At 74.1% G+C, this 25,778-nt stretch carries 27 protein-coding genes; 14 read left to right on the top strand and 13 right to left on the bottom strand.

All coding sequences use genetic code 11. The features are described from left to right. Positions 1-35: 35 nt before the first annotated feature. From pcaD to VGH76_RS13305, 3 genes are read left to right on the top strand one after another with little or no spacing between them, the layout of a single operon-like run. Positions 36-803 (top strand): 3-oxoadipate enol-lactonase, encoded by a 768-nt coding sequence (pcaD, locus tag VGH76_RS13315; protein WP_331557161.1) that lies wholly within the window; start codon positions 36-38, stop codon positions 801-803. Positions 804-816: 13 nt separating this feature from the next. After that, positions 817-1,620, top strand: a complete 804-nt coding sequence (locus VGH76_RS13310) for a CoA transferase subunit A (protein ID WP_331557160.1) — start codon at positions 817-819, stop codon at positions 1,618-1,620. Further along, a complete protein-coding gene (locus tag VGH76_RS13305; protein WP_331557159.1) occupies positions 1,617-2,255 on the top strand; it encodes a CoA transferase subunit B in 639 nt (212 codons plus the stop codon). The genes VGH76_RS13310 and VGH76_RS13305 overlap by 4 nt, the downstream gene beginning before the upstream one ends. Before the next feature lie 51 nt (positions 2,256-2,306). Here VGH76_RS13305 and VGH76_RS13300 read toward each other — a convergent pair whose 3' ends face one another. Further along, positions 2,307-2,969, bottom strand: coding sequence for a class I SAM-dependent methyltransferase (locus VGH76_RS13300; RefSeq protein ID WP_331557158.1), 663 nt, complete (start codon positions 2,967-2,969; stop codon positions 2,307-2,309). 45 nt (positions 2,970-3,014) lie between these two features. Beyond that, positions 3,015-3,902 (bottom strand): hydroxymethylglutaryl-CoA lyase, encoded by an 888-nt coding sequence (locus tag VGH76_RS13295; protein ID WP_331557157.1) that lies wholly within the window; start codon positions 3,900-3,902, stop codon positions 3,015-3,017. 145 nt (positions 3,903-4,047) lie between these two features. On the opposite strand from VGH76_RS13295, the gene VGH76_RS13290 reads away from it, so the two are divergent. Further along, positions 4,048-4,476, top strand: a complete 429-nt coding sequence (locus tag VGH76_RS13290; protein ID WP_331557156.1) for a CBS domain-containing protein — start codon at positions 4,048-4,050, stop codon at positions 4,474-4,476. Here VGH76_RS13290 and VGH76_RS13285 read toward each other — a convergent pair. Beyond that, positions 4,461-5,633, bottom strand: coding sequence for a glycosyltransferase (locus VGH76_RS13285; RefSeq protein WP_331557155.1), 1,173 nt, complete (start codon positions 5,631-5,633; stop codon positions 4,461-4,463). The two genes, VGH76_RS13290 and VGH76_RS13285, sit on opposite strands and share 16 nt — an antisense overlap. Before the next feature lie 86 nt (positions 5,634-5,719). Between VGH76_RS13285 and VGH76_RS13280 the strand changes: the two genes are divergently transcribed. After that, positions 5,720-6,010 (top strand): aldo/keto reductase, encoded by a 291-nt coding sequence (locus VGH76_RS13280; protein ID WP_331557153.1) that lies wholly within the window; start codon positions 5,720-5,722, stop codon positions 6,008-6,010. A 16-nt stretch (positions 6,011-6,026) separates the two neighbouring features. Further along, on the top strand, positions 6,027-6,695 hold the full coding sequence (locus tag VGH76_RS13275) for an aldo/keto reductase (RefSeq protein WP_331557202.1): 669 nt from the start codon (positions 6,027-6,029) through the stop codon (positions 6,693-6,695). Positions 6,696-6,774: 79 nt separating this feature from the next. Here the strand turns inward: VGH76_RS13275 and VGH76_RS13270 are convergent, their stop codons facing one another. The 8 genes from VGH76_RS13270 to VGH76_RS13235 all read right to left on the bottom strand — a co-directional run bounded on the left by VGH76_RS13270 (position 6,775) and on the right by VGH76_RS13235 (position 15,728). After that, positions 6,775-8,559, bottom strand: a complete 1,785-nt coding sequence (locus VGH76_RS13270) for an NAD-binding protein (protein ID WP_331557152.1) — start codon at positions 8,557-8,559, stop codon at positions 6,775-6,777. A gap of 11 nt (positions 8,560-8,570) precedes the next feature. Further along, on the bottom strand, positions 8,571-10,241 hold the full coding sequence (locus VGH76_RS13265) for an adenylate/guanylate cyclase domain-containing protein (protein ID WP_331557151.1): 1,671 nt from the start codon (positions 10,239-10,241) through the stop codon (positions 8,571-8,573). A 55-nt stretch (positions 10,242-10,296) separates the two neighbouring features. Continuing rightward, positions 10,297-11,523 (bottom strand): acyl-CoA desaturase, encoded by a 1,227-nt coding sequence (locus tag VGH76_RS13260; protein ID WP_331557150.1) that lies wholly within the window; start codon positions 11,521-11,523, stop codon positions 10,297-10,299. 38 nt (positions 11,524-11,561) lie between these two features. Further along, positions 11,562-12,674: a ferredoxin reductase gene (locus tag VGH76_RS13255; protein ID WP_331557149.1), complete on the bottom strand. Its 1,113-nt coding sequence runs from the start codon at positions 12,672-12,674 to the stop codon at positions 11,562-11,564. Positions 12,675-12,794: 120 nt separating this feature from the next. Continuing rightward, on the bottom strand, positions 12,795-13,547 hold the full coding sequence (locus tag VGH76_RS13250; RefSeq protein ID WP_331557148.1) for a MerR family transcriptional regulator: 753 nt from the start codon (positions 13,545-13,547) through the stop codon (positions 12,795-12,797). Between the two features lie 396 nt (positions 13,548-13,943). Beyond that, positions 13,944-14,351 carry a hypothetical protein gene (locus VGH76_RS13245; protein ID WP_331557147.1) on the bottom strand — a complete coding sequence of 136 codons (408 nt, stop codon included), beginning with the start codon at positions 14,349-14,351 and terminating at the stop codon, positions 13,944-13,946. Between the two features lie 160 nt (positions 14,352-14,511). Further along, positions 14,512-15,264, bottom strand: a complete 753-nt coding sequence (locus tag VGH76_RS13240) for a hypothetical protein (protein WP_331557146.1) — start codon at positions 15,262-15,264, stop codon at positions 14,512-14,514. Beyond that, positions 15,258-15,728: a GNAT family N-acetyltransferase gene (locus VGH76_RS13235; RefSeq protein ID WP_331557145.1), complete on the bottom strand. Its 471-nt coding sequence runs from the start codon at positions 15,726-15,728 to the stop codon at positions 15,258-15,260. Before VGH76_RS13235 ends, VGH76_RS13240 begins: the two co-directional genes overlap by 7 nt. A 321-nt stretch (positions 15,729-16,049) precedes the next feature. Between VGH76_RS13235 and VGH76_RS13230 the strand changes: the two genes are divergently transcribed. From VGH76_RS13230 to VGH76_RS13200, 7 genes are all read left to right on the top strand, one after another. Then, a complete protein-coding gene (locus VGH76_RS13230) occupies positions 16,050-16,499 on the top strand; it encodes a hypothetical protein (protein ID WP_331557144.1) in 450 nt (149 codons plus the stop codon). Between the two features lie 127 nt (positions 16,500-16,626). Then, positions 16,627-17,187 (top strand): YceI family protein, encoded by a 561-nt coding sequence (locus VGH76_RS13225; RefSeq protein ID WP_331557143.1) that lies wholly within the window; start codon positions 16,627-16,629, stop codon positions 17,185-17,187. A gap of 26 nt (positions 17,188-17,213) precedes the next feature. Further along, positions 17,214-17,642 carry a patatin-like phospholipase family protein gene (locus VGH76_RS13220; protein ID WP_331557142.1) on the top strand — a complete coding sequence of 143 codons (429 nt, stop codon included), beginning with the start codon at positions 17,214-17,216 and terminating at the stop codon, positions 17,640-17,642. Between the two features lie 63 nt (positions 17,643-17,705). Further along, positions 17,706-17,888 carry a hypothetical protein gene (locus tag VGH76_RS13215; protein ID WP_331557141.1) on the top strand — a complete coding sequence of 61 codons (183 nt, stop codon included), beginning with the start codon at positions 17,706-17,708 and terminating at the stop codon, positions 17,886-17,888. A 94-nt stretch (positions 17,889-17,982) separates the two neighbouring features. Further along, on the top strand, positions 17,983-18,477 hold the full coding sequence (locus tag VGH76_RS13210; protein WP_331557140.1) for an inorganic diphosphatase: 495 nt from the start codon (positions 17,983-17,985) through the stop codon (positions 18,475-18,477). Further along, a complete protein-coding gene (locus tag VGH76_RS13205) occupies positions 18,474-19,115 on the top strand; it encodes a hypothetical protein (RefSeq protein ID WP_331557139.1) in 642 nt (213 codons plus the stop codon). Before VGH76_RS13210 ends, VGH76_RS13205 begins: the two co-directional genes overlap by 4 nt. Then, on the top strand, positions 19,112-20,440 hold the full coding sequence (locus VGH76_RS13200) for a carboxylesterase family protein (protein ID WP_331557138.1): 1,329 nt from the start codon (positions 19,112-19,114) through the stop codon (positions 20,438-20,440). Before VGH76_RS13205 ends, VGH76_RS13200 begins: the two co-directional genes overlap by 4 nt. A gap of 32 nt (positions 20,441-20,472) precedes the next feature. On the opposite strand, the gene VGH76_RS13195 is transcribed toward VGH76_RS13200, so the two are convergent. Next, positions 20,473-24,042: an indolepyruvate ferredoxin oxidoreductase family protein gene (locus VGH76_RS13195; RefSeq protein ID WP_331557137.1), complete on the bottom strand. Its 3,570-nt coding sequence runs from the start codon at positions 24,040-24,042 to the stop codon at positions 20,473-20,475. Between the two features lie 237 nt (positions 24,043-24,279). Here VGH76_RS13195 and VGH76_RS13190 point away from each other — a divergent pair, with 237 nt between their 5' ends. Then, positions 24,280-24,768 (top strand): Lrp/AsnC family transcriptional regulator, encoded by a 489-nt coding sequence (locus VGH76_RS13190; protein ID WP_331557136.1) that lies wholly within the window; start codon positions 24,280-24,282, stop codon positions 24,766-24,768. 8 nt (positions 24,769-24,776) lie between these two features. Here the strand turns inward: VGH76_RS13190 and VGH76_RS13185 are convergent, their stop codons facing one another. Beyond that, a complete protein-coding gene (locus VGH76_RS13185; protein ID WP_331557135.1) occupies positions 24,777-24,965 on the bottom strand; it encodes a hypothetical protein in 189 nt (62 codons plus the stop codon). Between the last annotated feature and the right edge of the window lie 813 nt (positions 24,966-25,778).

The raw sequence follows: 25,778 nt of genomic DNA, 5'->3' as shown, positions 1-25,778 counted from the left end.
TGTCGCACACGGCGTTCATGGGAGAGGGTGGAGCCGTGCGTCTCCACCTGACCGACGAGGGCCCGCGCGACGCGGGCCCGCCGCTGGTCCTCCTCTGTTCCCTCGGTTCCACCGTCGACATGTGGGCCCCGCAGCGTGAGGAGCTCTCCGGGGACCGCCGCGTGATCACCCTCGACACCCGCGGGCACGGCGGCTCCTCCGTCCCCGACGGGCCCTACACCGTCGAGGAGCTCGCCGACGACGTCCTCGAGACCCTCGACGACCTCGGCGTCGAGCGGGCGGCGTTCGCCGGGGTCTCCCTCGGCGGCGCGATGAGCCAGGCGATCGCCCTGCGCGCCCCGGACCGCGTCGCCTCGCTGGCGCTGCTCTGCACGTCCGCGCGGTTCGCCAACCTCGACGTCTACCGCGAGCGGGCCACGACCGTCCGCGGCCAGGGCACCGAGGCCATCGCCGACGGCGTCGTCGCGCGCTGGTTCACCGACGACTTCGCAGACAGAGCGGCGGAGACGGTCGCGCGGATGCGCGCGATGATCGCGGCCACGCCGCCCGAGGGGTACGCGGGCTGCTGCGAGGCCATCGCCGCGTGGGACTCGCGGGCCGACCTCGGCCGGATCACCGCGCCGACGCTGGTGATCTCGGGCGCCGAGGACCCGGCCACCCCGCCCGAGCACGGCCGGGCGCTGGCCGACGGCATCCGGGACGCACGGTTCGAGGTCGTCGCGGACGCGGCGCACCTCGCCTCCTACCAACGCCCGGACGTCGTGACCGGGCTGCTCGCCGGGCACCTGAAGAGCTCGAGCTGAACGAGAGGGATACATGAGCGCTATCGACAAGGTGTGGGCGTCGGCGGACGAGGCGGTGGCCGGCATCTCCAGCGGCGACTCGCTCGCCGTCGGGGGCTTCGGGCTCTCCGGGGTGCCGATCGTGCTGATCGACGCGCTGAACCGGACCGACGTCTCCGACCTCAAGGTCGCCTCGAACAACTGCGGCGTGGACGGCTGGGGGCTGGGCGTGCTGCTCGAGCAGCACCGCATCTCCCGGGTCACCGCCTCCTACATCGGGGAGAACAAGGAGTTCGCCCGCCAGTACCTCGGCGGCGAGGTTGAGGTCGAGCTGACCCCGCAGGGCACGCTGGCCGAGCGGCTGCGCGCCGCGGGCACCGGCATCCCGGCGTTCTACACCCTCGCCGGCGTCGGGACGATGATCGCCGACGGCGGCCTGCCGTGGCGCTACGACGCCGAGGGCAACGTCGTCGCGACCTCCCCGGCCAAGGAGGTCCGCGAATTCGAGGTGACCCGGCCCGACGGCACCAGGGTCCGCAAGCCCCACGTGCTGGAGACCGCGCTGGACATCGACGTCTCCCTGGTGCGGGCGTGGAAGGGCGACCGGCACGGCAACCTCGTGTTCAACAAGTCGAGCCGCAACTTCAACCCGCTCTGCGCGATGGCCGGCCGGCTCGCGATCGCTGAGGTGGAGGAACTGGTCGAGCCCGGCGAGATCGACCCCGACGAGGTGCACCTGCCCGGCATCTTCGTGCACCACGTCGTCGAGCTGACACCCGAGGAAGTCCAGCGCAAGCACATCGAGAAGCGCACCACCCAGGAGACGATGAACAAGTGACCCTCACCCGCGAGCAGATGGCCGCCCGCGCGGCGCAGGAGCTGCGCGACGGTTCCTACGTCAACCTCGGGATCGGGCTGCCGACGCTCGTGCCCAACTACGTCCCCGAGGGCGTGGGCATGGTGCTGCACTCCGAGAACGGGCTGCTCGGCGTCGGGCCCTACCCGAACGACGCCGACGTCGACCCGGACCTGATCAACGCCGGCAAGGAGACGGTGACGACGCTGCCCGGGGCCTCGTTCTTCGACTCGGCGCTGTCGTTCGGGATGATCCGCGGCGGCAAGGTCGACACCGCGATCCTGGGCGCGATGCAGGTCTCGCAGACCGGCGACATCGCCAACTGGATGATCCCCGGCAAGATGGTCAAGGGGATGGGCGGCGCGATGGACCTCGTCCACGGCGCGAAGACCGTCATCGTGCTCATGGAGCACACCGCCAAGGACGGCGCCCACAAGATCGTCGAGAAGTGCGACCTCCCGCTGACCGGCCAGGGCGTCGTCCAGCGGATCATCACCGACCTCGCCGTGATCGACGTGGCCGAGCACGGGCTGGTGCTGCGCGAGCTCGCCGAGGGCGTGACCGAGGACGAGGTCCGCGAGAAGACCGGCGCGGAGCTCACCAGCGCGTTGGGCTAGCGCCTTGTGCGTGCGTTTCCGTGCCGGAACGCGGAAACGCACGCACAGGCGTCAGCCGACCCGGAGCACCACCATGCGCGCGTCGACCTCGGCGCCCTTCCGGTAGTCGACGAGGTCGGTCGAGACGAGCTCCACCATGGCCATCTGCGCGAGCCGGTCGACCTCGGCGCGGTAGCCCCCGGAGTCCCAGATGTCGTCGAGGACCGTCGCGACGATCGCCCCGCCCGGCCGGGTCAGCCGCACGAACTCCCCGAACGCCCCCGGCCCGACGTGCCCGTGGGTGAGCGTGCCGACGCAGACGACGACGTCGTAGGAGTCGGCGGGCGCGGGCAGCGCACGCGAGAGGTCGGCCGGGGCGAGGCGCCGGTAGACCCCGGTCGCCTTGGCCTTCTCGAGCATGCCGGGCGAGAGGTCGACCCCGTCGATCGTCCGCGCCCCGAGATCGGAGAGCGCGACGCCCACCAGCCCGGTGCCGCAGCCGGCGTCGAGGATGTCCCCGTCCACCCCGGCGACACGCGCGACGGTCTCCGCCGCCACCGTCGGGGCGACATAGCCCTGGGACTCGTCGGTGAGATCGGCGTCGTAGTGCTCCGCCCACTCGTCGTAGAGGGCCCGGGCCTCCTCCGCGTCGGCCAGCGCGTAGGCGCGCTCGAGCAGCGGGTTGCCGGCAGTGTTGGTCTCGCGCGGGTCGGCGGGGCTCGGGATGTCGGCCATGCCCCCATCCTCGCCCACCCGGGGACGGTCAGCAGGCGGTCCGGGTCAGCCCGGGAAGGCTCCGGCGCGGGGCAGCAGGGCGGGGACGCGGTAGCCGAGCTGGTCGGAGAGGAACCCGGCGATCGGGAGCAGCGCGTCGAGATCGAGCCCGGTCGGTACGCCCATGCGCTCGAGCAGGTAGACCAGGTCCTCGGTGGCGATGTTGCCGGTCGCGGCGGGGGCGAACGGGCAGCCCCCGATGCCGCCGTTGGAGGAGTCCAGCCAGTCCACGCCCCACTCGTACGCGGCGACGGCGTTGGCGAAGCCGGTGTTGCGGGTGTTGTGGAAGTGGGCGCGGGTGATCACGTCGGGGGCGACCTCGCGGACCCCGTCGAGCAGGGTGCGGACCTGGGTCGGCACCCCGACCCCGATGGTGTCCGCGATCGCGATCTCCTTCGCGCCCGCGGCCGCCGAGCGGCGCGCCACCTCCACCACGCGCCCGGGGTCGACCTCGCCGTCGAACGGGCAGCCGAAGGAGGTCGCGATGGTGACCGTGGCGAACAGCCCCGTCGAGGCGGCCTCGGCCAGGACCTCCTCGGCGGTCGCGGTGAGCGCCTCGGTGGTGGAGTTCTGGTTGGCCTTGGCGAAGCCGTCGGAGGCGGGCACGACGACGTTGACCTCGTCGACGCCGGCGGAGACGGCGCGGTCGTAGCCGCGGCGGTTGAGCACCAGCCCGATGTGCGAGACCCCCTCGGGGCGGGGGACGCGGTCCATGACCGCCTCGGCGTCGGCCATCGCCGGCACCAGCTTGGGGTGCACGAACGAGGCGGACTCGATGCGCCGGGCCCCGGCCGCGATGGCCCGGGTGATCAGCTCGACCTTGGCGTCGGTCTCCAGCACGGCGCGCTCGTTCTGCAGCCCGTCGCGGGGACTGACCTCGACGATGCCGACCATCGCACGTCCTCCCGTCGTCTCGACCCCGCCGACGATAGTGCGTCGCCCTCCCGGCCCGCGGCGACGAAAGCCCCGACCGAACCCTTTCCCGGCGCGCGCGCTGCGTGAGACCGTCATCACATACCGCCTGACGGAGGAGTCGACGATGCGCATCCGTGACGTCCTTGCCGCGAAACCCGCCGGGGTCCTGACCGTCGAGCCCGGCACCCCGGTGACCGGCCTGCTCACCGCGCTCGCGGCCCGGGGCGTCGGCGCGGCGGTGGTCGTCGGCGACGACGGCGCGGTGGTCGGGATGGTCTCCGAGCGCGACGTCGTCCGGCACCTGCACCACCGCGGGGCGGGGCTCCTGGCCGACACCGTCTCCTCGATCATGACCGGGCCCGTGACGACGTGCGGGGCCGACGACGAGGTCGACGCGCTCGCGGGGGTCATGACGCAGCGGCGCATCCGGCACGTCCCGGTGGTCGCGGACGGGAAGCTGACAGGGATCGTCAGCATCGGCGACGTCGTCAAGACCCGCCTCGACGAGCTGGAGGCGCACCGCGACCAGCTCGAGGCCTACATCGCGGGCTGACGCGGGACGGCCCACCGCCCGACGCCCGCCGCGACCTCGTCGGGCGACGGCAGGGCCGCCACCTCGGCGGCCAGGGCCCGGGCGGCCGCGGGCTCGGCCCCGTCGTCGAGCACCCGCCTGGCGGCGGCGGTCACGCCCTCGCCGGTGACCTCGTCGCCGAGCAGCGCCACGCCCGCACCCGCCGTCGTGACGGCCCGGGCGTTGAAGAACTGGTCGGCGCCCTGGGGCAGCAGGACCTGCGGGACGCCCGCGCCCGCACAGCTCAATGTCGTCCCGCTGCCGCCGTGGTGCACGACCAGGGCCGGCGGGGCGCCCACGCCCTCGACCTCCCCGCGCAGCAGGTCCGCCTGCGGCACGAACGGCTCGACCTGGACGCCCGGGCCCTCCAGGGACGCGAGCTCGCCCGCGTCCACCGAGCCGGTGGCCACGAGCACGTCGACGTCGAGCCCCCACAGCCCGGCGAGGGCGGTGCGCAGCACCCCGGCCTCGCCGAACGAGGTCCCGAGCGTGAGCAGCACCCAGCGGCGGCCGCTGAGGTGCCGCGGGGTGAACGGGGTCGGCGGGTTCCAGCCGACGGGGCGCAGCGGCAGCTCGGTCGCGCCCTGCAGGTGGGCGGCCGACCCGGGTTCCTGCAGCGAGGGCGGGCAGATGTCGAGGTAGGCGTGCCCCAGCGCGTCCCCCTCGGCGAGCGGCACGCCGAGCTCCTCGGCGACCGCGGCGAGACGCGGGCCCGCCGTCACCCCCATGGGCGCGACCGGCGAGGGGCGGCGACCGAAGGAGTGCAGCACGCAGGGGACGCCCGCGGCGCGGGCTGCGAGGGCGGCGCCGGGATCGCCGACCTCGGCGACGACGAGGTCGGGGGTGTCGTCGCGCAGCCGCGGGACGAGGTCGCCGGCCACCGAGCGCGGCATGACCGCCCCGAAGACCTCGCTGGCGACGTCCCGCATGACCTCCTGCTCCGAGGGGCGCTCGGTCAGCCCGCGCTCGACCATCACCTCGCGGAACGCCTCCATCGCCGGCCGACCGGCCACCGTCGTCGGGACCCCGGAGGTCGCGATCGTGGACGCGAGGTCGGGACCGGTGGCGAAGGTGACGCCGTGCCCGGCGTCGTGCAGGGCGCGGGCGAGCGGGACGAGCGGGAACGCGGCCGGGGGCACCGAGGGCGGTGACGAGGATGCGCACGGGCCCTGACTGTGCCGAACTGCACGCGATGACGCGCGCGAGGCCCGGGTAGCCGATCGGCATGAGGACCACTCGACTTGGCAGGACCGAACTCGAGGTCTCCCGCATCGCCTTCGGGACCTGGCAGGTCTCGGGTGAGTGGGGTTCCTACGACGTCGAGCAGGCCCAGGGCGCGATCCGCCACGCCCTCGACCTCGGCGTGAACTTCTTCGACACCGCCCAGGCCTACGGCTTCGGCGAGGCCGAGGAGGTCCTGGCCTCCGCGCTGCGCCACCAGCTCGACCACGACCGCGACTCGGTGGTGATCGCCAGCAAGGGCGGCATCAACCCGGGCAGCGACAGCCCCGCGTGACTCCAGCCGCGAGTACCTGCGCTCCGGCGTCGAGTCCTCGCTGAAGGCGATGAAGATCGACCACATCGACCTCTACCAGATCCACTGGCCGGACGAGCAGACGCCGTTCGAGGACACCGCCGGCTCCCTGCAGGAGCTCGTCGACGAGGGGAAGATCCGCCACGTCGGCGTCTCGAACTTCGACGAGCGCCAGATGGCCGCGTTCGACCGCCGACGTCCCGTGGAGACCCTCCAGCCGCCGTACCACCTGTTCCGGCGGGGGATCGAGTCCGACGTGCTGCCCTACGTCCGCGAGCACGACATCGGGACGCTGGTCTACTCCCCCCTCGGCTCCGGGCTGCTGACCGGGACGATGGACGAGAACACCACCTTCGAGGACTCCGACTGGCGCGCCCAGGCCTCGGCGTTCTCCGGGGAGAAGTTCCGCACCAACCTCGCCGTCGTCGAGCGCCTGAAGAACTACGCCGCCGACAAGGGCATCGAGGTCTCCCAGCTCGCGATCGCCTGGGTGCTCGCCCAGGACGGCATCGACGTCGCCATCGTCGGCGCCCGCTCGGAGAAGAACATCGAGCGCTCGCTGGCCGCCGTCGACGTCGAGCTCTCGACGGACGACCTCGCCGAGATCGAGAAGCTGACCGCGGACCACGTCGAGGTCAGCGGCGCGTCCCCGGAGGGTGTCGCATAGGTGCGCTTCGCGCTCGTGAGCACGGATCCGCCCTCGAGGACGGATCAGTGCTCACGAGGCCGTAGGCCACCGGCGAGGATCACGGGGCCAGCATGCCGTCCGATCGGTCCCGCGGCAGCACCGCGCGCGGGGTCGGCGGCGCCGTCCCGACGCGGACCGACCGGGACGCGCAGCGCTCCAGCACGGTGCCCAGCCCGCCGCGGGTGGCGACGACCAGCAGCCGGTCGCCGACCTTGAGACGGCGTCGCGGGCGCGGCGGCAGCTCCAGCACGGCGTCCGGGCCGGCGCCGCGGTACACCCCGACCACCCGCACCGCCCCGGTCTCCACCAGCGCACCCACCGGCAGGCCCGCCATGAACGACGCCCGCCCCACCGTCACCTCGGCCATGAGCAGGATGCGGCGCCCGACCGGGATCGTCGCGAGCACCTGTCCGTCGCGCAGCGCGGCGGCGAAGACCGGCGCGGCGACGTAGGAGACGCTCCGCGAGATCGCGTCCATGCTGCGCCCGACGCGGGCCGCGAGGTCGTCGTCGCGCAGCCGCAGCACCACCCGCACCGAGCGCTGCACCGAGCGCCCGACCAGCGCGGCCTGCAGGTTGGTCGCGTCGTCGCTGGTCACGGCGACCAGGGCGCGGCAGTCCTCCGCGCCGGCCTCACGCAGCACCCGCTCCCGCGTGGCGTCCCCGAGCACCACCGGGACTCCCGCACGCGCCGCCGCGGAGGCGCCGACGGTGTCGTCGCTGCGTTCCACGGCGACCACCGGGACGCCGCGGTCGCGCAGCGTGGTGACGATGCGGGTCCCGACGTTGCCCAGACCCACGACGACGACGTGGTCACGGCGCGGCATCCGCCGGGGCGCGACGCCCACGACGCGGCCGCTGACCGCGCTCTCGACGACCACGGCGGTGACCAGCGGGATGATCGCGATCCCGACGACGGTGACGAACCCCTGGATCACCCGCACCGCCACGCTGGCCCCGGTGTCGGGCTGGGCGGCGCCCGCGGAGTCGAGCACGGCCAGGTAGATCGCGTCGCCGAGGCCGTAGCCGCCCGCCGTCGCGAAGGCCACCGTGCCGAGGATGAACAGCCCGACGAGGGCGAGCGTCGCCCGCGCGAGGCGGCGGGTGAGGGTGCCGCGCAGGCGCAGGACGAGGCGGTCGACGACGTTGCGGACGCGTTCGGTGCGGGGCCGGGACAGCTGGTCCGTCGCGCGGGCCCGGTTCTCGGCCACGGCGAGCACGAAGTCGGCGGTGCCGGCCGCGTCGGGCAGGAGCAGCGGACCGCCGCGCGCCCCGAGCTGCGAGTTGGCCGCCAGCCCGCACACCACTGCCTCACCACGGACCTCCCGCCGCCCGGCCACGACGAACGTGCGGTCGGGCACCCGCACGTGCTGGCGGGTGTTGCGGCCGATGGCCTGGTTGACGAACGACGGCGCGGCCGTCTCGGACACCGAGAGCACCGTCGCGGTCGGCAGGATCTGCTCGATGCGCCGGCCCAGGCGGGTGTTGAACAGCCGCACGACGAGCCGGACGTCGGGGTCGATCTCCTGCACCCGCAGCGCGCGGTGGATGTTGGTGACGTCCTCCCGGTCGACGAGCGCGACGGCGGTGGCCCCGCGCACCCCGGCGGCGAGGAAGGTGCGGTCGTCGTCGGAGCGTCCACCCTCGACCACCCGCACCCCCGCCGCGGCCTCGATCATCGGCACGTAGCGGTTGGTGCGGTCGGCGACCACCACGACGATCTCCGACGCGGTGCTGCCCTGGCGCCGGAGCGCCTCGACGATGCGCAGGGTGAGTAGGTTGTCGCCGCAGATGACGAAGCGCTGCGTGCGCCGAACCGACGGTGTCGCCCCCGCACTCGTCACGAGCGGCCACCCTAACCGCGCGTGACCCCCGACCGTGCCGTTTCGGGCGCGTCGGCGGCGTCGCGGCCCTCGCGGCGGCCGTCCCGCGCCGTCGGCACCCCGATCTCGGTGTCGGCCTCCCGGCCGCGCAGCCGCCGCGCGCCGGTCACCCGCCACCGGTCGGCCTCGGTCCGGTCGGCCCGTTCCAGGGCCGACCCGGACACCGCGACCCGCTCGGGGGTCGTCTTGGCGACGTCGCAGAGCCGCGCCGCCTCGTTCACCGGGTCACCGATCACGGTGTACTCGTAGCGCCGCGCGACACCGATGTTGCCGGCGACCGCCTCGCCGGCCGAGACGCCGATCCCGGCGTCGATCGCGACCTGGCCGTGGTCGAGCCGCTCGGCGAGAGCGCGGGCGGCGGCGAGCGCGGCGCCCGCGGCGTCGTCGTGGTCGGTGGGGGCGCCGAAGACGGCGAGAGCGGCGTCGCCCTCGAACTTGTTGATCCAGCCCCCGTGCCCCTCGACGACGTCGACGACCTCGGCGAAGAAGCGGTTCAGCCGCGTCATGACCTCCGTCGGTGGCAGCGTGGCGGCCAGCTGCGTGGAGCCGATGAGGTCGACGAAGAGCACCGCCACCTCACGCACCTCGCCGCCGAGCTCGAACTCCCCCGCCACCGCGGCGGCGGCCACGTCCTCGCCGACCTGCTGCCCGAAGAGCTCGCGCACCCGATCCCGCTCCCGCAGCCCGGCGACCATCGTGTTGAACCCGGACTGCAGGAGCCCGAGCTCGGTGGTGTCGGTGACCTCGACGGTGACGTCGAGGTCACCGTCCTCGACGCGCCGCAGCGCGCGCCGCACCGCGAGCACCGAGGCGGCGAGCGACGTGGAGGTCAGCGCGGTGACCAGGAAGCCGACCGCGAGCGCCATCAGCGCCAGCACCAGCGTCACGAGGCCGAGGCGGGTCACGGTGAAGTAGTCGACGTAGACCAGCGACGTCCCGGCGGCGATGACGACCCCGAGCAGCGGAACCCCGGTGCCCATCACCCACGTCCCGAGCGAGCGCAGCGCGACGCCGGGCATGCCGCTCCCGCTGGGTGGCTCGAGCACGAACACCCGCGCGACCTCGCGGCGCAGGGCGAGCTCGGTCATGCGATAGGCCACCGTGACGGTGGTGATCCCGCCGAGGGCGATCATGGCGGCGACAGCGGCCGCCAGGGTGGCCGACCAGTGCGCGTCGACCGCGGTGAACAGCACCACGCCGAACACCCACGGCACCGACTGCACCACCCCGAGGCGCAGCGGCGCGCGGAGCACCACCCGCCGGGCGCGGCGCCGGTGGCGTTCCCGGTCGGCGTCGGTGGCGCCGGGCCCGGGCGCCTCGGGGATCCGCATCCACGACCACCCGAAGGCGAACGCCATCGCGGCGCCCACCGGGGCGTAGACGGCGAAGAGGATCAGGTTGACCCGCAGCGCCTCCGCCTCGTCGGCAACGAGGGCCCGGAACGGCAGGACCCACCCGGCGAGCCCGACCAGTAGGCCGGCACCGACGAGGTTGGAGGCGACGATGAGCGCGCCCACGATCGCCTTGGTGCGGAAGGCGACGTCGCTGGGCGCCTCGGCCGGGTGGTCGGAGGCATGCGACGCCGGGCCCGCGGCGGAGTCCTCCGCGGGCCCGGGCGCATCGCTCGGCGTACCGGCCGTCACGCCTCCCGACGGTAGCCAGCGGCTTCCGGCGCGGGAGGGGGGTGTGGCCGAAGCGTCAGCTGTCGGCCGAATCGGCCGGCATCCCCGGGGTGTTCGTCGGCATCGGCGGACGCTGCGGGGTCTCCATCTTGTCGGGGCCCGTGGACTTCGCCGCCCCGGGACGCGGGAGACCGAGCTCCTGGCGCCGCAGGTTCGCCTCGCGGAGCTTCTTCGCCGGCAGCGAGAGCCGCCAGATCGACCGCGTGGCCTGCCAGAACTGCCGCGGGAACGGGCCCGTCGTGTAGGGCAGCTCGTACTTCTCGCACAGCGCGCGGACGCGCTCGGCGATCTCCGGGTACCGGTTCGAGCACAGGTCCGGGTACAGGTGGTGCTCGATCTGGTAGCCGAGCGAGCCCGACATGATGTGCATCAGCCGGCCGCCGGTGAAGTTGGCCGACCCGAGCAGCTGGCGCAGATACCACTCGCCCTGCGTCTCGTTCTCCAGCTCCTCCTCGGTGAACACCTCGGCGCCGTCGGGGAAGTGCCCGCAGAAGATGATCGCGTACGACCAGATGTTGCGGATGAGGTTGGCGGTGAAGTTGCCGACGGCGGTCGGCACGAAGTTCGGGCCGGTCAGCGCCGGGAACAGCACGTAGTCCTTGCCGATCTGGCGGGCCTGCTTGCGCCCGATGTCGGCGAGCTTGCGCTTGAACTCCTCCGGGTCCTCGATCTGCTGCTTGCGCAGCCCCTCGATATCGAGGTCGTGCAGCGAGACGCCGTACTCGAAGAACAGCATGAGCACGGTATTCACGATCGGCTGGACCAGGTAGTACGGGTGCCACGGCTGGTCGGAGCGGACGCGGAGGATCTCGTACCCGACGTCCTTGTCCTTGCCGATGACGTTCGTGTACGTGTGGTGCAGGAAGTTGTGGGAGTGCTTCCACTGGTCGGCGGGGCAGACGTTGTCCCACTCCCACGTCGACGAGTGGATCTCGGGATCGTTCATCCAGTCCCACTCGCCGTGCATGACGTTGTGGCCGATCTCCATGTTCTCGAGGATCTTGGCCACCGAGAGCATGGCGACGCCCGCCGCCCAGAGCGCCTTCCGGTTCGAGCCGAACATCGCGACCCGGGCCGCGACGTTGAGCCGGCGCTGCACGGTGATCAGCCGGCGGATGTAGGCGGCATCGGAGTCGCCGCGTGACTCCTCGATGTCGGACCGGATCTGGTCGAACTCGCGCCCCAGCGCCTCGACGTCCTCCTGGCTGAGGTGGGCGAACTCCTTGACGTCCCGAATGGCCATTCCGGACTCCCCTCGTTGATGGTCGGTCGGTCGGTCGTTCAGGCGTCGACGACGCAGTCGCCCGCCGCCGCGGTGATGCAGGTCTGGATCTTGACGGCGTCCCAGCTCTGGCCGCCGGAGCCGTCGGCACGGTGCTCGGTGCCGTCGCGCAGGTCGCGGACCGTGCCGGAGCGCAGCGGCACGACGCAGGTGTGGCAGATACCCATGCGGCACCCGAAGGGCAGCTGGAGGCCCGCCGACTCACCGGCCTCCAGCAGCGTCGTCGCCCCGTCGGCCTCGACCTCCTTCTCCGACTGGGAGAACGTCACGGTGCCGCCCTCGGCCTCGCCGCCCGCGAGGTTCGCCGAGAACCGTTCGACGTGCAGCTGGTCGGAGAGGCCGGCCTCCTCCCAGACCTCCTCCGCGTCGTCGAGCATCGCGTTCGGGCCGCAGACCCAGGCCTCGCGCTCGGTCCAGTCGGGGCAGACCTCGGAGAGGTCGTGCAGGTCGAGGTGACCGTCCTCCGAGGTGTGGCGGCGGATGACCTGGACCGAACTGTAGCGGTTGTCCAGGTCGGCGAGCTCGTCGGAGAACAGGAAGTGCTCGGGGTCGGGCGCGGAGTGCATGACGACGACGTCGGGCATGGTCCGGCGCCGGTCGAGCGTCCGGAGGAACGCCATGATCGGCGTGATCCCGCTGCCCGCGGTGAGGAAGAGGATCTTCTTCGGGGGAGGCTCGGGGAGGACGAAGTCACCCTGCGGCGGAGCCAGCCGCACGATGGTCCCGGGCGCGACGCCCCGGACGAGGTGCTGCGAGAGGAAGCCCTCCGGCTGGGCCTTGATCGTGACCGAGAGGTGGCCGGCGTCCTTCTTGGGCGGCGAGGTCAGCGAGTACGAGCGCCAGTGGAAGCGGCCGTCGACCTGCACCGCGATGCCCACGTACTGACCCGGCTGGTGGTCGAACGACCAGCCCCAGCCCGGCTTGATGACGAGCGTCGCGGCGTCCTCGGTCTCCTGCACGACCTTGACGACCTTGCCCCGCAGCTCACGCGCCGACCACAGCGGATTGAGCAGCGTCAGGTAGTCGTCGGGGAGCAGCGGCGTCGTGAACCGCGCGGCGGCCGCACGCAGCCGCTGGACCGGGCGAGGAAGCCCTGCCGAGTTTTCGTCCACGTCGCCTCCGCTTCGTCGTCGGAAACACGTCCACCCGGCTGAGCCGGGGCACGTGGGCCGAGATTGACCGATGGGGGTCACATCGAAACATCCCGCGATGTCATATGACATCGCGGGATGTCATGGACGATCCGGCCGCTCGTCGTCGCCCAGGATGGCCGACGCCTCGCGGACGAGGTCGCCGACCGCCCGGGGCATCGTCTCGCGGAACGCCGAGATCACGGTCTGCGCGGCGACCGGCTGGAGCTTGCCCACGACGTCGCGGATCTCGTCGAACCGGTCGGCCGGCAGGCCGTCCTCGACGAAGTCCCGCCAGACCGTGCGGCGGAAGAGGTCGACGAAGTTGTCGGCGACGTCGGTGACGTGCTCGAGCACCATGCGCCGCGTGCGGAGGAGTTCCTCGAGCGGCATCCTCAGGCGGACTGCTTCCGCCCCGGCGCGCACCATGCCGGGGCTGTGCACCCGGATCTCGCCGTCGCCGCGGTCCTCGACCAGCCCGGCCCCGACGAGCAGGTCGAAGTCCGACTGCTCGACGCCGATCCACGACGTGAACTCCTCGCGGGCCATGTCCACGGGCGGCTCGGCCTGCCAGGGCATGAGCATCTCGAGGTACTGCGACAGCGCCCGCTCGGCCGTCTGGTTGGGCGTCGCCTCCACCAGCCGCTCGATCGCGGCGAGCGAGAACCCCTCGGACTGCAGGTGGGTGATGAGCTCGAGGCGGGCGAGGTGCTCGGCCCCGTAGAAGCCGGTGCGGCCCTGCATCCGCGGCGGCGGGAGCAGGCCGCGGGACGCGTGGGCCCGCACGTTGCGCACCGTCATCCCGGCATGGGAGGCCAGACGGTCGATCGTCCAGGCCGATGCAGGGGAACCCACGTCATACCACGGTACGAGTCCGCTGCGGGTCTCGCGGTTCGTGTTACTGCCGGTACCTGACACCGGCGACCTCGATGGGGTTTGCGGGCGGTCTCCGGGTCACCGGCGCCGTTCTCGTTCCTGGGCCGCTTCGCCGGCCCCGCCCCGGGCCTGCCTGGGCCTGCCATGTCGCGGCCTCCAGCACTGTCCGGCCGAGCGGCTCGCCGATCCCGGACCCGCCCCGGGCCCTTGTCGCGACCTCCAGCACTCGCCGCCGCGACTTGTCGCTGCGAATCCCCACGACAGGGCAGCCGGGACAACGCAGAAGCCCGCGACAGGCCGGCGCAGCGACACCGACGCCGCCTCGCACCGGCCCGTCGCGGTCCCCGTCATCGACCGAACCTCTCCGGTGGGTGACTAGCGGTTCGCGGCGGGGACGGCCCGGTGGGCGGCCGGCGCCTGAGCGCGGTGGGCCTGGGGGGCGCCGGCCTCGCGGGCACCGTTCGCCTCGTGCCGCGCGGCGCGCTGCCCGACCGCCTCGTCGCCCGTGGCCCTTTCACCGGCGGCGCGCTGGCCCCCGGCCTGCGGCCCGGCCGCCTTCGGCCCGGCCGCCTTCGGCCCGGCCGCCTTCTGCCCAGCCGCGTTCTCCCCTGCGGGGCGAGCGACGTGGTGGGCGCCGGCCGGTGCCGCGCCGTCGGCCCCCGCGGCCGGGGTCGGCGTCGGTGTGGGCGCGGCGTTCGCCGCCCCCGCGCTCCCGAGGGAGGCCGCCACGGCCAGCCCCAGGGCGACACCGATCTTCGTGCGGAGCGTGCTTGTCGGACGCATGGCGCGTCCCCCTTCCCCGACGCCGGGCGGCCGCTCCGCCCGAGGCGACGCCGGAGCGTAGTCGGGTAATCACTCCGAGAAATCAGGGGTATCGGATCTCGCCGGTCGATCCGGGGAAGGTCAGCGATGGGTCAAGAGCACCTTCGACGTCGGTGAACCGTCACCAGTTGTCGAAGAATCCCCCACCGTCGAACCCGCCACCGTCGAACCCACCGCCGTCCCAGCCGCCGCCGTCGAACCCGGGGCCGCCCCACCCGCCGTCGAAACCCCCGCCGAACCCACCACCGAACCCGGAGAACAGCGCGTCGGCGAGCAGCACACCGCCCACCGCGCCCATGCCGCCGAGCAGCATCGGCTTCCACCAGGGCTCGGAGTACCAGCCCGCGGCGACCGGCCGCCCGGCCACCGTGCCGCCCGGGTAGTAGTGCGAGTTCTGCGAGGACGGGTTCGGCGACCCGGTGACCCGGCGGCCGTCGACGTCGACGCTGCGATCACCGGAGAGCTCCCCCGCCCGCGCCCGGTCCGAGGTCAACGGCAGGTCCGGGCCCGGGTCCATCCCCATCGCGGTGCGGGCGGCGCGGACGAAGTGCAGACCTTCGAGCGCGGTGTCGGTGACCAGGCGGTACTGCCCCGGTGTCGATGCCGAGGCCAGCTGGGAGCCGGCCGCGGTGTAGCGCTCGGAGGCGTCGGCGAGCGCCTGGCGGGAGGGCTCGTCGGTGCCGGTCAGCGAGAGCACCTGACCACCGAGGCGCTCGTACCAGCGACGGGCCTCGGCCTCGGCGTCCACGTCGGCCGCTCCCGAGCCGGCGCCACCGGCGGGCACGCCCGCCCCGACCGAGCGCGGCGACCGGCGCGACACGGCGAGCGCGATCAGGCCACCGACGACGAGGAGGAACAACAGGACGGTCAGCACATGGTCGACGATCCACCCTGTTCCTGAACGGCGCCTGTGGACCCCCTGAGCATCGGGACGTGCGGGATGCCGTCCTCGTCGTACACGGGGCCGGACACGGCGAAGCCCAGGCGCTCGTAGAAGCCGCGGACCCGGACCTGGGCGCCGAGGACCACCGGGCCGGGCAGCGTCGCGAGCGCCGCGCGCATCAGCGTCGCGCCGGCCCCCGTCCCCCGCGCGGCGGGTGGGGTGACGACGCGTCCCACGCGGTGGCCGACGCCGGGTTCGACGAGCACCCGCAGGTATCCGGTCAGCGCGCCGTCGTCGTCGCGGCTCCACCAGTGCACCGCGCCCGGTTCGACGTCCCGACCGTCCAGCTCGGCGTAGGCGCACTCCTGCTCGACGACGAACACGGCCACCCGCAGGGCGAGCACGTCGTAGAGGTCGCGTGGCGACATCTCGTCGAGGACGGCGGAGCGGATCACCGCGCCACGGTAGGGCGCCGGCGCCGTCGCGACGCCGGACCGTGGGACCTGGGCCACGCGAGGGTGGCCCGGCCGCGCGGCCGCGGTGTATGACTGCCGTGTGGCGTCGTCGCGGGAGGATCTCGAGCGGTTCTGGCCGAGCCGCCGCCTCGACGCGTTCGACGAGTTCTGTCGCCCCCTCGGCTGATCGCGCCCCGACGCGCGCCCGTCCGAGCTCCCGCGGCCCGGTCGGCCGCCCACCGCTCCGGTGCAGCGCTCCCGGGTCCCGGTCGCCCTCGCGCGCCGTCCTCCCGACCCTCCCTCCGCCGAGGAGCCCCGATCATGAGCATCACCACCGACCGTGCGGCCACGCCCGTCGCGCGCACCGTGGCGCTCGACCCCGTCCGCCACGGTCTCGTGGACCCAGCCGGCGGCAGCCGTGACCTCGACGCGATGCTCGACGAGGCCCGGGAGGCCGAGCGCGCCGGCGCCACGACCGTCGTCGTGCCCACCGCCGGAGCCGGAGCGCCCCGGGCCCGGCACTGGCCGACCACCGCCCAGGCCCTGGCCGTCCTGCTGGCCACCACCCGCGTGCGGGTCGTCGTCCCGATCCGCGCCCGCGCCTGGGAGGTCGAGGCGGTGGCGCGCTTCGCGACGAGCGCGAGCGGCCTCGCCGGCGACCGCCTGGTGATCCACCTGCTCGGGGTGGGCGCCGAGACGTTCGCCCGGGCGCTGCGCGAGCGGTGGTCGGGCAGCGTCGTCGTCGGCGACCCGCTGCCGACCGCCTCCTGACGCCCTCCCCGCCGGTATCCACCTGCCGCACTGTGACGGCGCCCACAGGTCGAACCGTTGAAGCTTGAAGCGACGGTGCTACGCTCGACAATGACAGTCAGTTGACGCTTCAAGCGTGGAGGACACCATGACCGAGACCGCCGCCCCGGCACTCACCCTCGCCGGCGACTACCAGATCGACCCGGCGCACAGCCGCATCGGCTTCACCGCGCGCCACGCGATGGTCACCAAGGTGCGGGGTCAGTTCGGGGAGTTCCGCGGGTCCGCCAGCATCGACGACGGCGACCCGACCGGGTCGCAGGCCGAGATCGTCATCCAGGCGGCGAGCTTCGACTCGAGCCAGGAGCAGCGCGACGGCCACGTGCGCAGCGAGGACTTCCTCAACGTCGAGGTCTACCCGGAGATCACCTTCCGCTCGACCCGGGTCGAGAAGGCCGGCGACGACGTCTGGCGCATCACCGGCGACCTCACCATCCGCGACGTCACGGCGCCGGTGACCGTCGACTTCGAGTTCAGCGGTCTGGCGAAGGACCCGTTCGGCAACATCCGCGCCGGCTTCGAGGGCGCCACGACGATCAACCGCAAGGACTTCGGCATCACCTTCAACGCCGCGCTCGAGACCGGCGGCGTGCTGGTGAGCGACAAGGTCGGGCTCGAGTTCGACATCTCGGCCATCAAGCAGGCCTGACACCCCGGCGACTAGCGGGCCCCGCCGTGACGCGAGGGGACGGCAGCGCAGCCCGGTCGGAGACAGGCCGGACGGAGACGACGGCCCTGGTCCTCGCCGGGGGCGGGGTCGCCGGGATCGCCTGGGAGATCGGCGTCCTGGCGTTGACCCCGGACCCGCTCGCGGCGCGGCGGGCCGCCGGGGAGTTCGCCCGCGAGGTGGAGCCCGACGGGGCGCCGGGCCGGGGCTCGACGGTCTCGGCCCGGCTCCCGGTCCACGAGTGGCCCCACGTCCCGCTGCGGATCACCGCGGTCGACGCGCACACCGGCGAGGTCGCCGTCTTCGACGGCCACACCGGCGTCGCACTCGACGACGCGGTGACGGCGAGCTGCGCGGTGCCCGGCGTCTGGCCCGTGGTGCCCATCGGCGACCGCGTGTACATCGACGGCGGGGTCGCCTCCCTCGCCCACGCCTAGCTGGCCGCCGGTCACGACCGCATCGTCGTGGTGGCCCCGATGCTCGCACCGAGCGTCGGTGGCATGCGTGGACTGGCGGATGAGCTCGCCGAGGGGCGCACCACGGGTGCCGAGGTGGTCCTCGTCGGACCCGACGAGGACTTCCTCGCCGGACCGGGGTCGAACCTGCTGGACCCGGCGGTCCGCCCCGAGGCGGCCGACCTCGGCGCGCGCTTCGGTCGCGCCGTCGCGGCCGCACATCCCTGATTCCGACGGGTCACGCGCGCGGCGGGCTGGCCGTCCGGCGTCGTCCACGCCACACTGGGTCCCCGCACGATCGGTGACCGGACGGGAGCAGCGCGTGGATTTCGACGTGTTCGTCGAGGTGCCTCGGGGCAGCCGCAACAAGTACGAGCTCGACCACTCCTCGGGAAAGCTGCGCCTCGACCGGACGCTCTTCACGGCGACGCAGTACCCGGCCGACTACGGCTTCATCGAGGACACGCTCGGGCAGGACGACGATCCCCTGGATGCGCTCGTCCTCGTCGAGGAGCCCACGTTCCCCGGCTGCCTCGTGCGCAGCCGCGCGATCGGCATGTTCCGCATGACCGACGAGGCCGGCGGCGACGACAAGGTGCTGTGCGTGCCGGTGGACGACCCGCGCCTGGAGCACCTGCGCGACATCCACCACCTCGACCAGTACCACCGCATGGAGATCCAGCACTTCTTCGAGGTCTACAAGGCCCTCGAGCCCGACAAGCAGGTCGAGGGCCACGAGTGGGTCGGGCGGGCGGCCGCCGAGAAGGAGGTCGAGGCCTCGCTGGAGCGGGCCAAGAAGGCCGGCTTCACGACATGACACACGCCGGCGATCCCGACGACCTCGGTGGCCCCCTCGGGTACTCCACCGGGGACGGGCGTGTCCCGAAGCTCGTGATCGTCGCGATCGCCTGGGCGGTGTTCGGGCTCGGCGGGCTCTTCGCCGCGCTGCTCCTGCACTCGGCCGGCTTCGCCGTGTTCGGGTGCCTCTGCGTGATCGCCGGCGGCGGGCTCTACTTCGCGCAGCGCACGCGGGAGCAGCTCGCCTACGAGGAGTCGCACCCCGACGAGGAGCCGCTCGTCCCCGACGACCCCGACCTGGTCGACGACGCCCTCGCCGAGCACCGGGCGACCGAGCACGAGACCCGGGCGTACACGCCGTACGACCAGGACGACGACGACATCCTCGACGCCGAGTTCACCGAGTACTTCGACTACGAGCCGTCCCCCGCCGACCAGGACGACGGCACCGGCTACGACGACCAGGAGATGGCCTACCAGCGCTACCAGGCCGACCAGCGGGCGCGGGAGGCCGAGGAGGCCGACGCCGACCGGGACGCCGCGGACGAGGCCGAGGGCGACGACGGCGAGGACGGCCACGGGGACGAGGCCCACACCTCCCGCATCCCGACCAGGGAGCACGCCGGGCACGAGGCCCACGACGGGCGCCGCGGGTGACGTCGACGGCGCTGGAGCCGGTGGTCGTGGACACCCCCTCGGGGGCCGTCCGCGGCCGGGTGCACGCCGATGGCGACGTCGTCGAGTTCCTCGGCCTGCGCTACGCCCGCGCCGCCCGCTTCGCACCCCCCGAGCCCGAGGCGCCCTGGGAGGGCGTCCGGGACGCCGTGACGCCCGCGCCGCAGTGCCCGCAGCTGGCGTCGCGGATGGACGCCATCGCCGGCCCGTCCGACGCCGACCTCCTCGGCCGGTCCGAGGACTGCCTGACGGCGACGGTGCGCGCCCCGCGCGACGCCGCCCCCGGCGACGGCCTGCCGGTGCTCGTCTGGATCCACGGCGGCGCCTACGTCATCGGCGCGGCCTCGCTGGCCTGGTACGACACCGCACGCCTGGTCCGCGAGGGCCGCGTCGTGACCGTGAGCCTCGGCTACCGGCTCGGCGTGCTCGGGTGGTTGCGCCGCGACGGCGTGTCCCCCGGCAACCTCGGCATGCTCGACCTCGCGGCCGCGCTGCACTGGATCCGCGACCACGTCGCCGCGTTCGGCGGTGACCCGGACGCCGTGACGCTGGTGGGCGAGTCGGCGGGCGCGCACGCCATCGCCTGCCTCATGAGCGTGCCCCGCTACCGGCCGCTCTTCGCCCGGGTGATTCTGCAGAGCGGCCAGCTCGGTCTCGGGCTCGGCACCGAACGGTCGGCTGCCAGGGTGGCCGGCTACGTGCAGGACGCCCTGGGTGAGATCGCCGGCTCCGGCGCGGACCCCCGCACGGTCGACGTCCCGACGCTGCTGCGGGTCCAGAAGCGGGCCATGGTGCGCCACGCCGGGCCCGGCGGGGTCAACTCCGCGCCCGCCTTCGCGCCGATCGCGGGCGTCGAGCCCCTGGTCGGGGTGCCGGCGGACGATCCCTGGGTCGCGGCCGCCCACTCCGGCCACCCGATGATCATCGGGTCGACGGCCGACGAGGCGAACACCTTCATCGAGATCGCCCCACCCCTGCGCCGGCTCTCCGCGCGCCTGCCGACCCTGGTGGGCCTCGGCTCCCGCGTCCTGACCCGGCGGGTGTTCGAGGCCCCCGCGCAGCGCCTGGCGACCCGCGCCGCGGCGGCGGGCACCACGGTGAGCACCTACCGGTTCTCCTGGCGCGCCCCCGACAGCGGGCTCGGGGCGTGCCACGCGATCGAGCTGCCGTTCCTGTTCGGCACCCGCGACGCCTGGCGTGACGCACCGATGCTCGCCGGGGCCTCCTGGGACGACGACGTCGAGCCCCTCGGCCGGGCGATGCGCCGCCGCTGGCTCGAGTTCGCCGGGTGCGCTCCGCGCTCGTGAGCACTTTCTGGGGTCATAGCCCCAGAAAGTGCTCACATGCCTTCGGCACCTAGCGCTTCCCGGTAGCGCGCCACGTTCGCGAGCTTGACGTCCTCGTAGCCGCGGACCATGTCCGGCAGGGCCGCGATCCGGATGGCCCGCTCGACCTCCCCGTCCGCCGCCATCTCCGCCAGCCGCGGGACGAGCGCCCGGTACTCCGCCACCAGCGCCCGCTCCACCTGCCGCACCTCGGCCCGGCCGAACGGGTCGAGCGGCGTGCCCCGCAGCCGACGCATCGCCCGCAGCGTCGAGTACGCCGGGCGGAACCACGGCCCGAGGGTGAGCTTGCGCCGCAGGCCCATCGCCCGCAGCGAGGGCGGGTGGAGCTTCCAGGAGATCCTCGCGTCGGCGCCGAACTCCGCCCGCACGCCCGCGTCGAACGCCGGGTCGGTGGACAGCCGCGCCACCTCGTACTCGTCCTTGTAGGCCATCAGCTTGTGCAGGCCCACCGCGACCGCCTCGGCGAGCTCGGCGCGCCCGTCGACCAGGCCGGCGACCACCTCGGCGTAGGACCGCGCGTAGGCGGCGTCCTGGTAGGCGACCAGCTCGGGGACGCGGAGCGCCACGAGCCGGGCCAGCTCCGACCCCTCGGGCGCGCCCACCGACACGACGATCTCCGACGCGGCCGCCGCCCCCGCCGTCGTCAGCCCGGGCACACCGTCCGAGGCCGGACGGGTCACCGACTCCACCACCGCCGCGAACGACGCCGGGTCGGCCACCGACTGCCGACCGCGCCGGAACGCCTGGACGTTGCGCTCCACGGCGGCGCCGTTGAGGTCGAACGCGGCCTCCACGGCCTGCGCGGACAGCGGCAGCGCCCCGAGCTGGAACGCGGCCCCGAGCAGCAGGGACAGTGAGAACTGGTCGTCGGCGAACAGGGCCTCGGCGAGCGCCCGCGCATCGAGGACCGCGCCGACGTCGGCGCGCACCGAGGACCGGATCCGCCCGAGGACGGCGTCCACGGGCGGGTAGTCGACGCCCGGGTCGACGACCTGGTCCCCGGTCGGGATCTTCGCGCTGGACACGACGGCGACGGTGCGCACCGGTGAGGCCGCCGCCAGGTACGCCGGGTCGGCGGCGACGAGCAGGTCCGCCCCCAGGTACAGGTCGGCCTCCCCCTCCGCGGCGCGCCCGGCGACCTCGGCGTCGCCGAGCTTGACGTCGGAGACGACCGCGCCGCCCTTCTGCGCGAGCCCGGTCTGGTCGAGCCCGCGGGTCGGCCGTCCGTCGATCCGCGCCGCGGCGGCCAGGACCTGGGAGATCGTCGTGACCCCGGTGCCGCCGATCCCGGCGAGCCGGACGACGGCGTCGTCGGGCACCGTCCGGGCCGGCGTCGGCAGCGCGTCGGCGCCCAGCGGCGCGAGGGCCACCGCCTTCGGTCCCGCGCCGGGCTCGACGACGGTGAACGCGGGGCAGTCGCCGTCGAGACAGGAGTAGTCCTTGTTGCACGACGCCTGGTGGATGCGGGTCTTGCGGCCGAACTCGGTGTCGACGGGGGTGACCGAGAGGCAGTTCGATGTCTGCCCGCAGTCGCCGCAGCCCTCGCACAGCCGCTCGTTGATCACCACGCGCGTGGTCGGGTCGGGCAGCGTGCCCCGCTTCCGCTTGCGCCGCTTCTGGGCGGCGCACTCCTGGTCGTGGATGAGCACGGTGACGCCGGGGGTGGCGGCGAGGACCTCCTGGGCCTCCTCGATCCGGGCCCGGTCCCAGACGACGACGCCCTTCGCCAGCCGCACACCCCGGTAGCGCGAGACGTCCTCGGTCGTGACGATCACCCGCGCGACGCCTTCGTCGGCCAGCACGCGGGTGAGCGCCGGCATGGGGAGCGCGCCGACGGCGTCCTGCCCGCCGGTCATCGCCGCGGCGCCGTTGTGGAGCAGGCGGAACGTCATGTGCGCCCCGGCGGCGACGGCCGCGCGGATGGCGAGGCTCCCGGAGTGGTGGAAGGTGCCGTCGCCCATGTTCTGCACCCAGTGCGAGGCCTTGGCGGGGTCGGCGAAGGGCTGCGTGCCCAACCAGTGCGCACCCTCGCCGCCCATCTGCGTCAGGCCGGTGACGTCCCCGACCTGGCCCTCGGGCATGAGCATGACCATGGTGTGGCAGCCGATGCCGGCGCCGACCAGGGAGCCCTCGGGGGCGGAGGTCGTCGACGTGTTGTGCGGGCAGCCCGAGCAGTAGAACGGCTGCCGGCTCGCGCCCGCGATCGGCAGGTCGATGCGGGTGCGACGACCGCGGCGGCGCTCGTCCCAGACGGCGACCGACGGGAATCCCGGTCCCGACTGCGCGAGCAGCCGGCGGGCGACGCCGGTGGCGACCGCGTCGGGGTCGAGGTCGCCGTGGACGGCGAACAGCGGAGCCCCGGTCGGGTCGGTCTTGCCGTGCACCGCGGGGGCGCCCGGGCGGCCGTAGAGCCGCTCCTTGATCTGGGTCTCCAGGAACGCGCGCTTCTCCTCGACGACGACGATCTCGTCGAGCCCGTCGGCGAAGTGGTCCACGACGCCGGGCTCGAGCGGCCAGGGCATGCCCACGCGCAGCAGGCGCACGCCGCGGGCGGCGAGCTCGTCGTCGTCGAGACCCAGGGAGCGCAGCGCCTGCCGGAGGTCGAGCCAGCTCTTGCCGGCGGCGACGATCCCGACGCGGGCCGGGCCGGTCCCGACGATCGTGTCCAGCCGGTTCGCGGCCGCGTAGCGGCGGGCGAGGACGAGCCGGGCGCGGTGCAGGTCGCGCTCGAGCGGGCCCAGACGCGGGCCGAGGAGCTTGGCGTGGGGCTCGTGGTGGAACGGCCGGCTCGCCGCCCTCCCGTCGCTGCGCTCGCCCAGGTCGATCTCGAGGTCGGGCACCACCGGGACCACGCGGTCTGCCCCGACCGCGACGGTGCCGGAGCCGTCGGCCACCGCGGTGACCATCTTGAGCCCGACCCAGCAGCCGGAGATCCGGGAGAGCTCGACCGCGTGGCGGCCGAGGTCGAGAACGTCCTGCACGTCGGCCGGGTAGAGCACCGGCAGCGCCATGTCGGCGAGCGCCGCCTCCGAGGCGCAGGGCACCGACGATGACTTCGCGGCGGGGTCGTCCCCGACGATCGCGAGGGCCCCGCCGTGTGCGGACGTCCCGGCGAGGTTGGCGTGGCGCAGGGCGTCGGTGGCGCGGTCGAGCCCGGGCGCCTTGCCGTACCAGTAGCCGGTGATCCCGTCGGCGACGTCGTCGCGCAGGGCCCCGGTGGCGGGCGCGAGCTGGGTGCCCTGGACGGCGGTGAGCGCCAGCTCCTCGTTCAGCCCGGGGGCGACGACGATGCCGTGCGCGTCGAGGAGGTCCCGGGTGCGCAGCAGCTCGAGGTCGTAGCCGGCCAGCGGGGAGCCCTCGTAGCCCGAGACGTAGCCGCCGGTGCGCAGCCCGGCGGCGGCGTCGGCGCGGCGCTGGTCGAGGGGCAGCCGCACGAGGGCCTGGACCCCGGTGAGCTGCACGCGGCCGTCCGTGTCGGTGTAGCGATCGCGGAGCGTCCCGCCCGGCCGGCGGGGCGTGGACCGGACGGGCTCGGGCCGGGTGCGCGGGATGTCGAGGGTCATGGTGGCGACCTCCGATCTGGCGACGGCGGCGGCCACGGGCCGGGGTCTCCGGTCCGGACCCCCGCGCGATGAGCGTGCGAGGACTGCTCGGATGGACGCGAAAGCTAGAGAGCTACTCACCAGTGGTCCAGCGCGATGTCATGATGTTGAGCCGTTGGTATATTCCGGGGGTCGATGAGTCGTCCGACCTGGTCCGTTGGTCCAGCTCCGGGACGACCGTTCACCGGAGGTGTGGCGGTGACGCTGGACGACCTGGACCGGACGCTGCTCCTGGCGCTGCTCGAGCGCCCCCGCGTGGGGCTGCGCGAGCACGCCCGCACCCTCGGGGTGGCGCGGGGCACCGTGCAGGCGCGCTTCGTGCGGCTGCAGGAGGCGGGGGTCATCACCGGGTTCGCCCCGCGGGTGTCACCGTCCGCGCTCGGGTACGGGGTGCTGGCGTTCGTGACGCTGCACATCGCCCAGGGCCGGCTCGACGCGGTGGCCGACCACCTGGCCTCGGTGCCCGAGGTCGTCGAGGCGCACAGCATCACCGGGGACGGCGACCTGTGGTGCCGGGTGGTGGCGCACTCCAACGCCCACCTCGAGCGGGTCATCCAGCAGTTGCTGGCCTCCCCCGGCGTGGAGCGCACCCAGTCGGAGATCTCGCTGACCGAGCGGGTGCCGGCCCGGGTGCTGCCGCTGGTGCGCTCGCTGCCCCGCGCGGGCCGTCGGCGTGAGGAGGCCTGAGGCCGTCCTCAGACGTCGAGGACGGCGCGCGCCCGCGCCACCCGTCGGGCCGGCGGCCCGATCCGCAGGGCCGCGGTCTGCGCCCCGGAGCCGGCGGGCTCGGGTGATCCCGGAAGCATCAGCGCGACCGGCGCGAGCGTGCCCACCGGGGTCGGGGCCGGCACCGCGGGGCGGACGTCCGCCCGGACCGGCGGCACCTCGGGCAGGTCGAGGTCCTCGCGCGCCAGGACATCGAGGAGGTCCTCGCGGTCGATCCCGAGGTCGGCAAGCAGCCGGGCCGAGCGCCCGGCGTCGAGCAGGACGAGCGCCAGGTCGGCCGGCGCGGACGACGGCGAGCAGCAGGTGCTCGGTGCCGACCCGGCCGTGGCCGAGCACCTCCACCTCCCGGCGGGCGGCCTCGACCAGGCGGGGCAGGTCCCCGTCGCCGGGAGGCGCCCCGTCGACCGGTGTGGGGTCTGGCGGCTCGTCGAGACACCCCTGCCCGAACGCCGTGGCGTCGTCCGGGGGCGGGCCCGCGGGGCGTCGTGGGACCGGGGAGGGGCGCGCGGCCCGGCTCACGACGATGCCGCCGCCGTCGGTGCGACGAGTCTCGCCCGGCACCCCGCGGTCGCACGTCGTGAGGTCATCGAAGATCGGCGTGGCGGTCATCGGCCCGGCTCCCTCCCAGCGCCTCGTGGACGACGTTGTAGCTGGGCCCGGACCCCGTCGGGCGGACCTCGCGGCGCCCCCGGCGCGCGCGAGTGACCCCCCGTCCGGGTGGTCGGCTGCCGCACCGTGACCGCGCCACCTGGGCCGGGGGACGGCGCCGCCCGTCCCGCCGCCGCCCCGTCGGCCCAGCGCGGTCGCGCACCGGAGGTGCTCCTCCCCCACAGAGCCGCGCGGACCCGCCGGGCTGCCGCCTTCGGGCGCTTTCGGCCCGGATCGCGTGGGACGGAGCCCGGTCCGACGTCGGCCTCGGGCATGTGTGAGGCTGCCGCGACCGTCGGGCCACGCGCACTGGGCGCGATCGA

It is taken from the genome of Actinomycetospora sp., assembly GCF_036497585.1.
Taxonomy (GTDB): Bacteria; Actinomycetota; Actinomycetes; order Mycobacteriales; family Pseudonocardiaceae; genus Actinomycetospora.
Note: the sequence above shows the minus strand (reverse complement) of the source record. Positions and strands in the feature narration are given on the sequence as shown.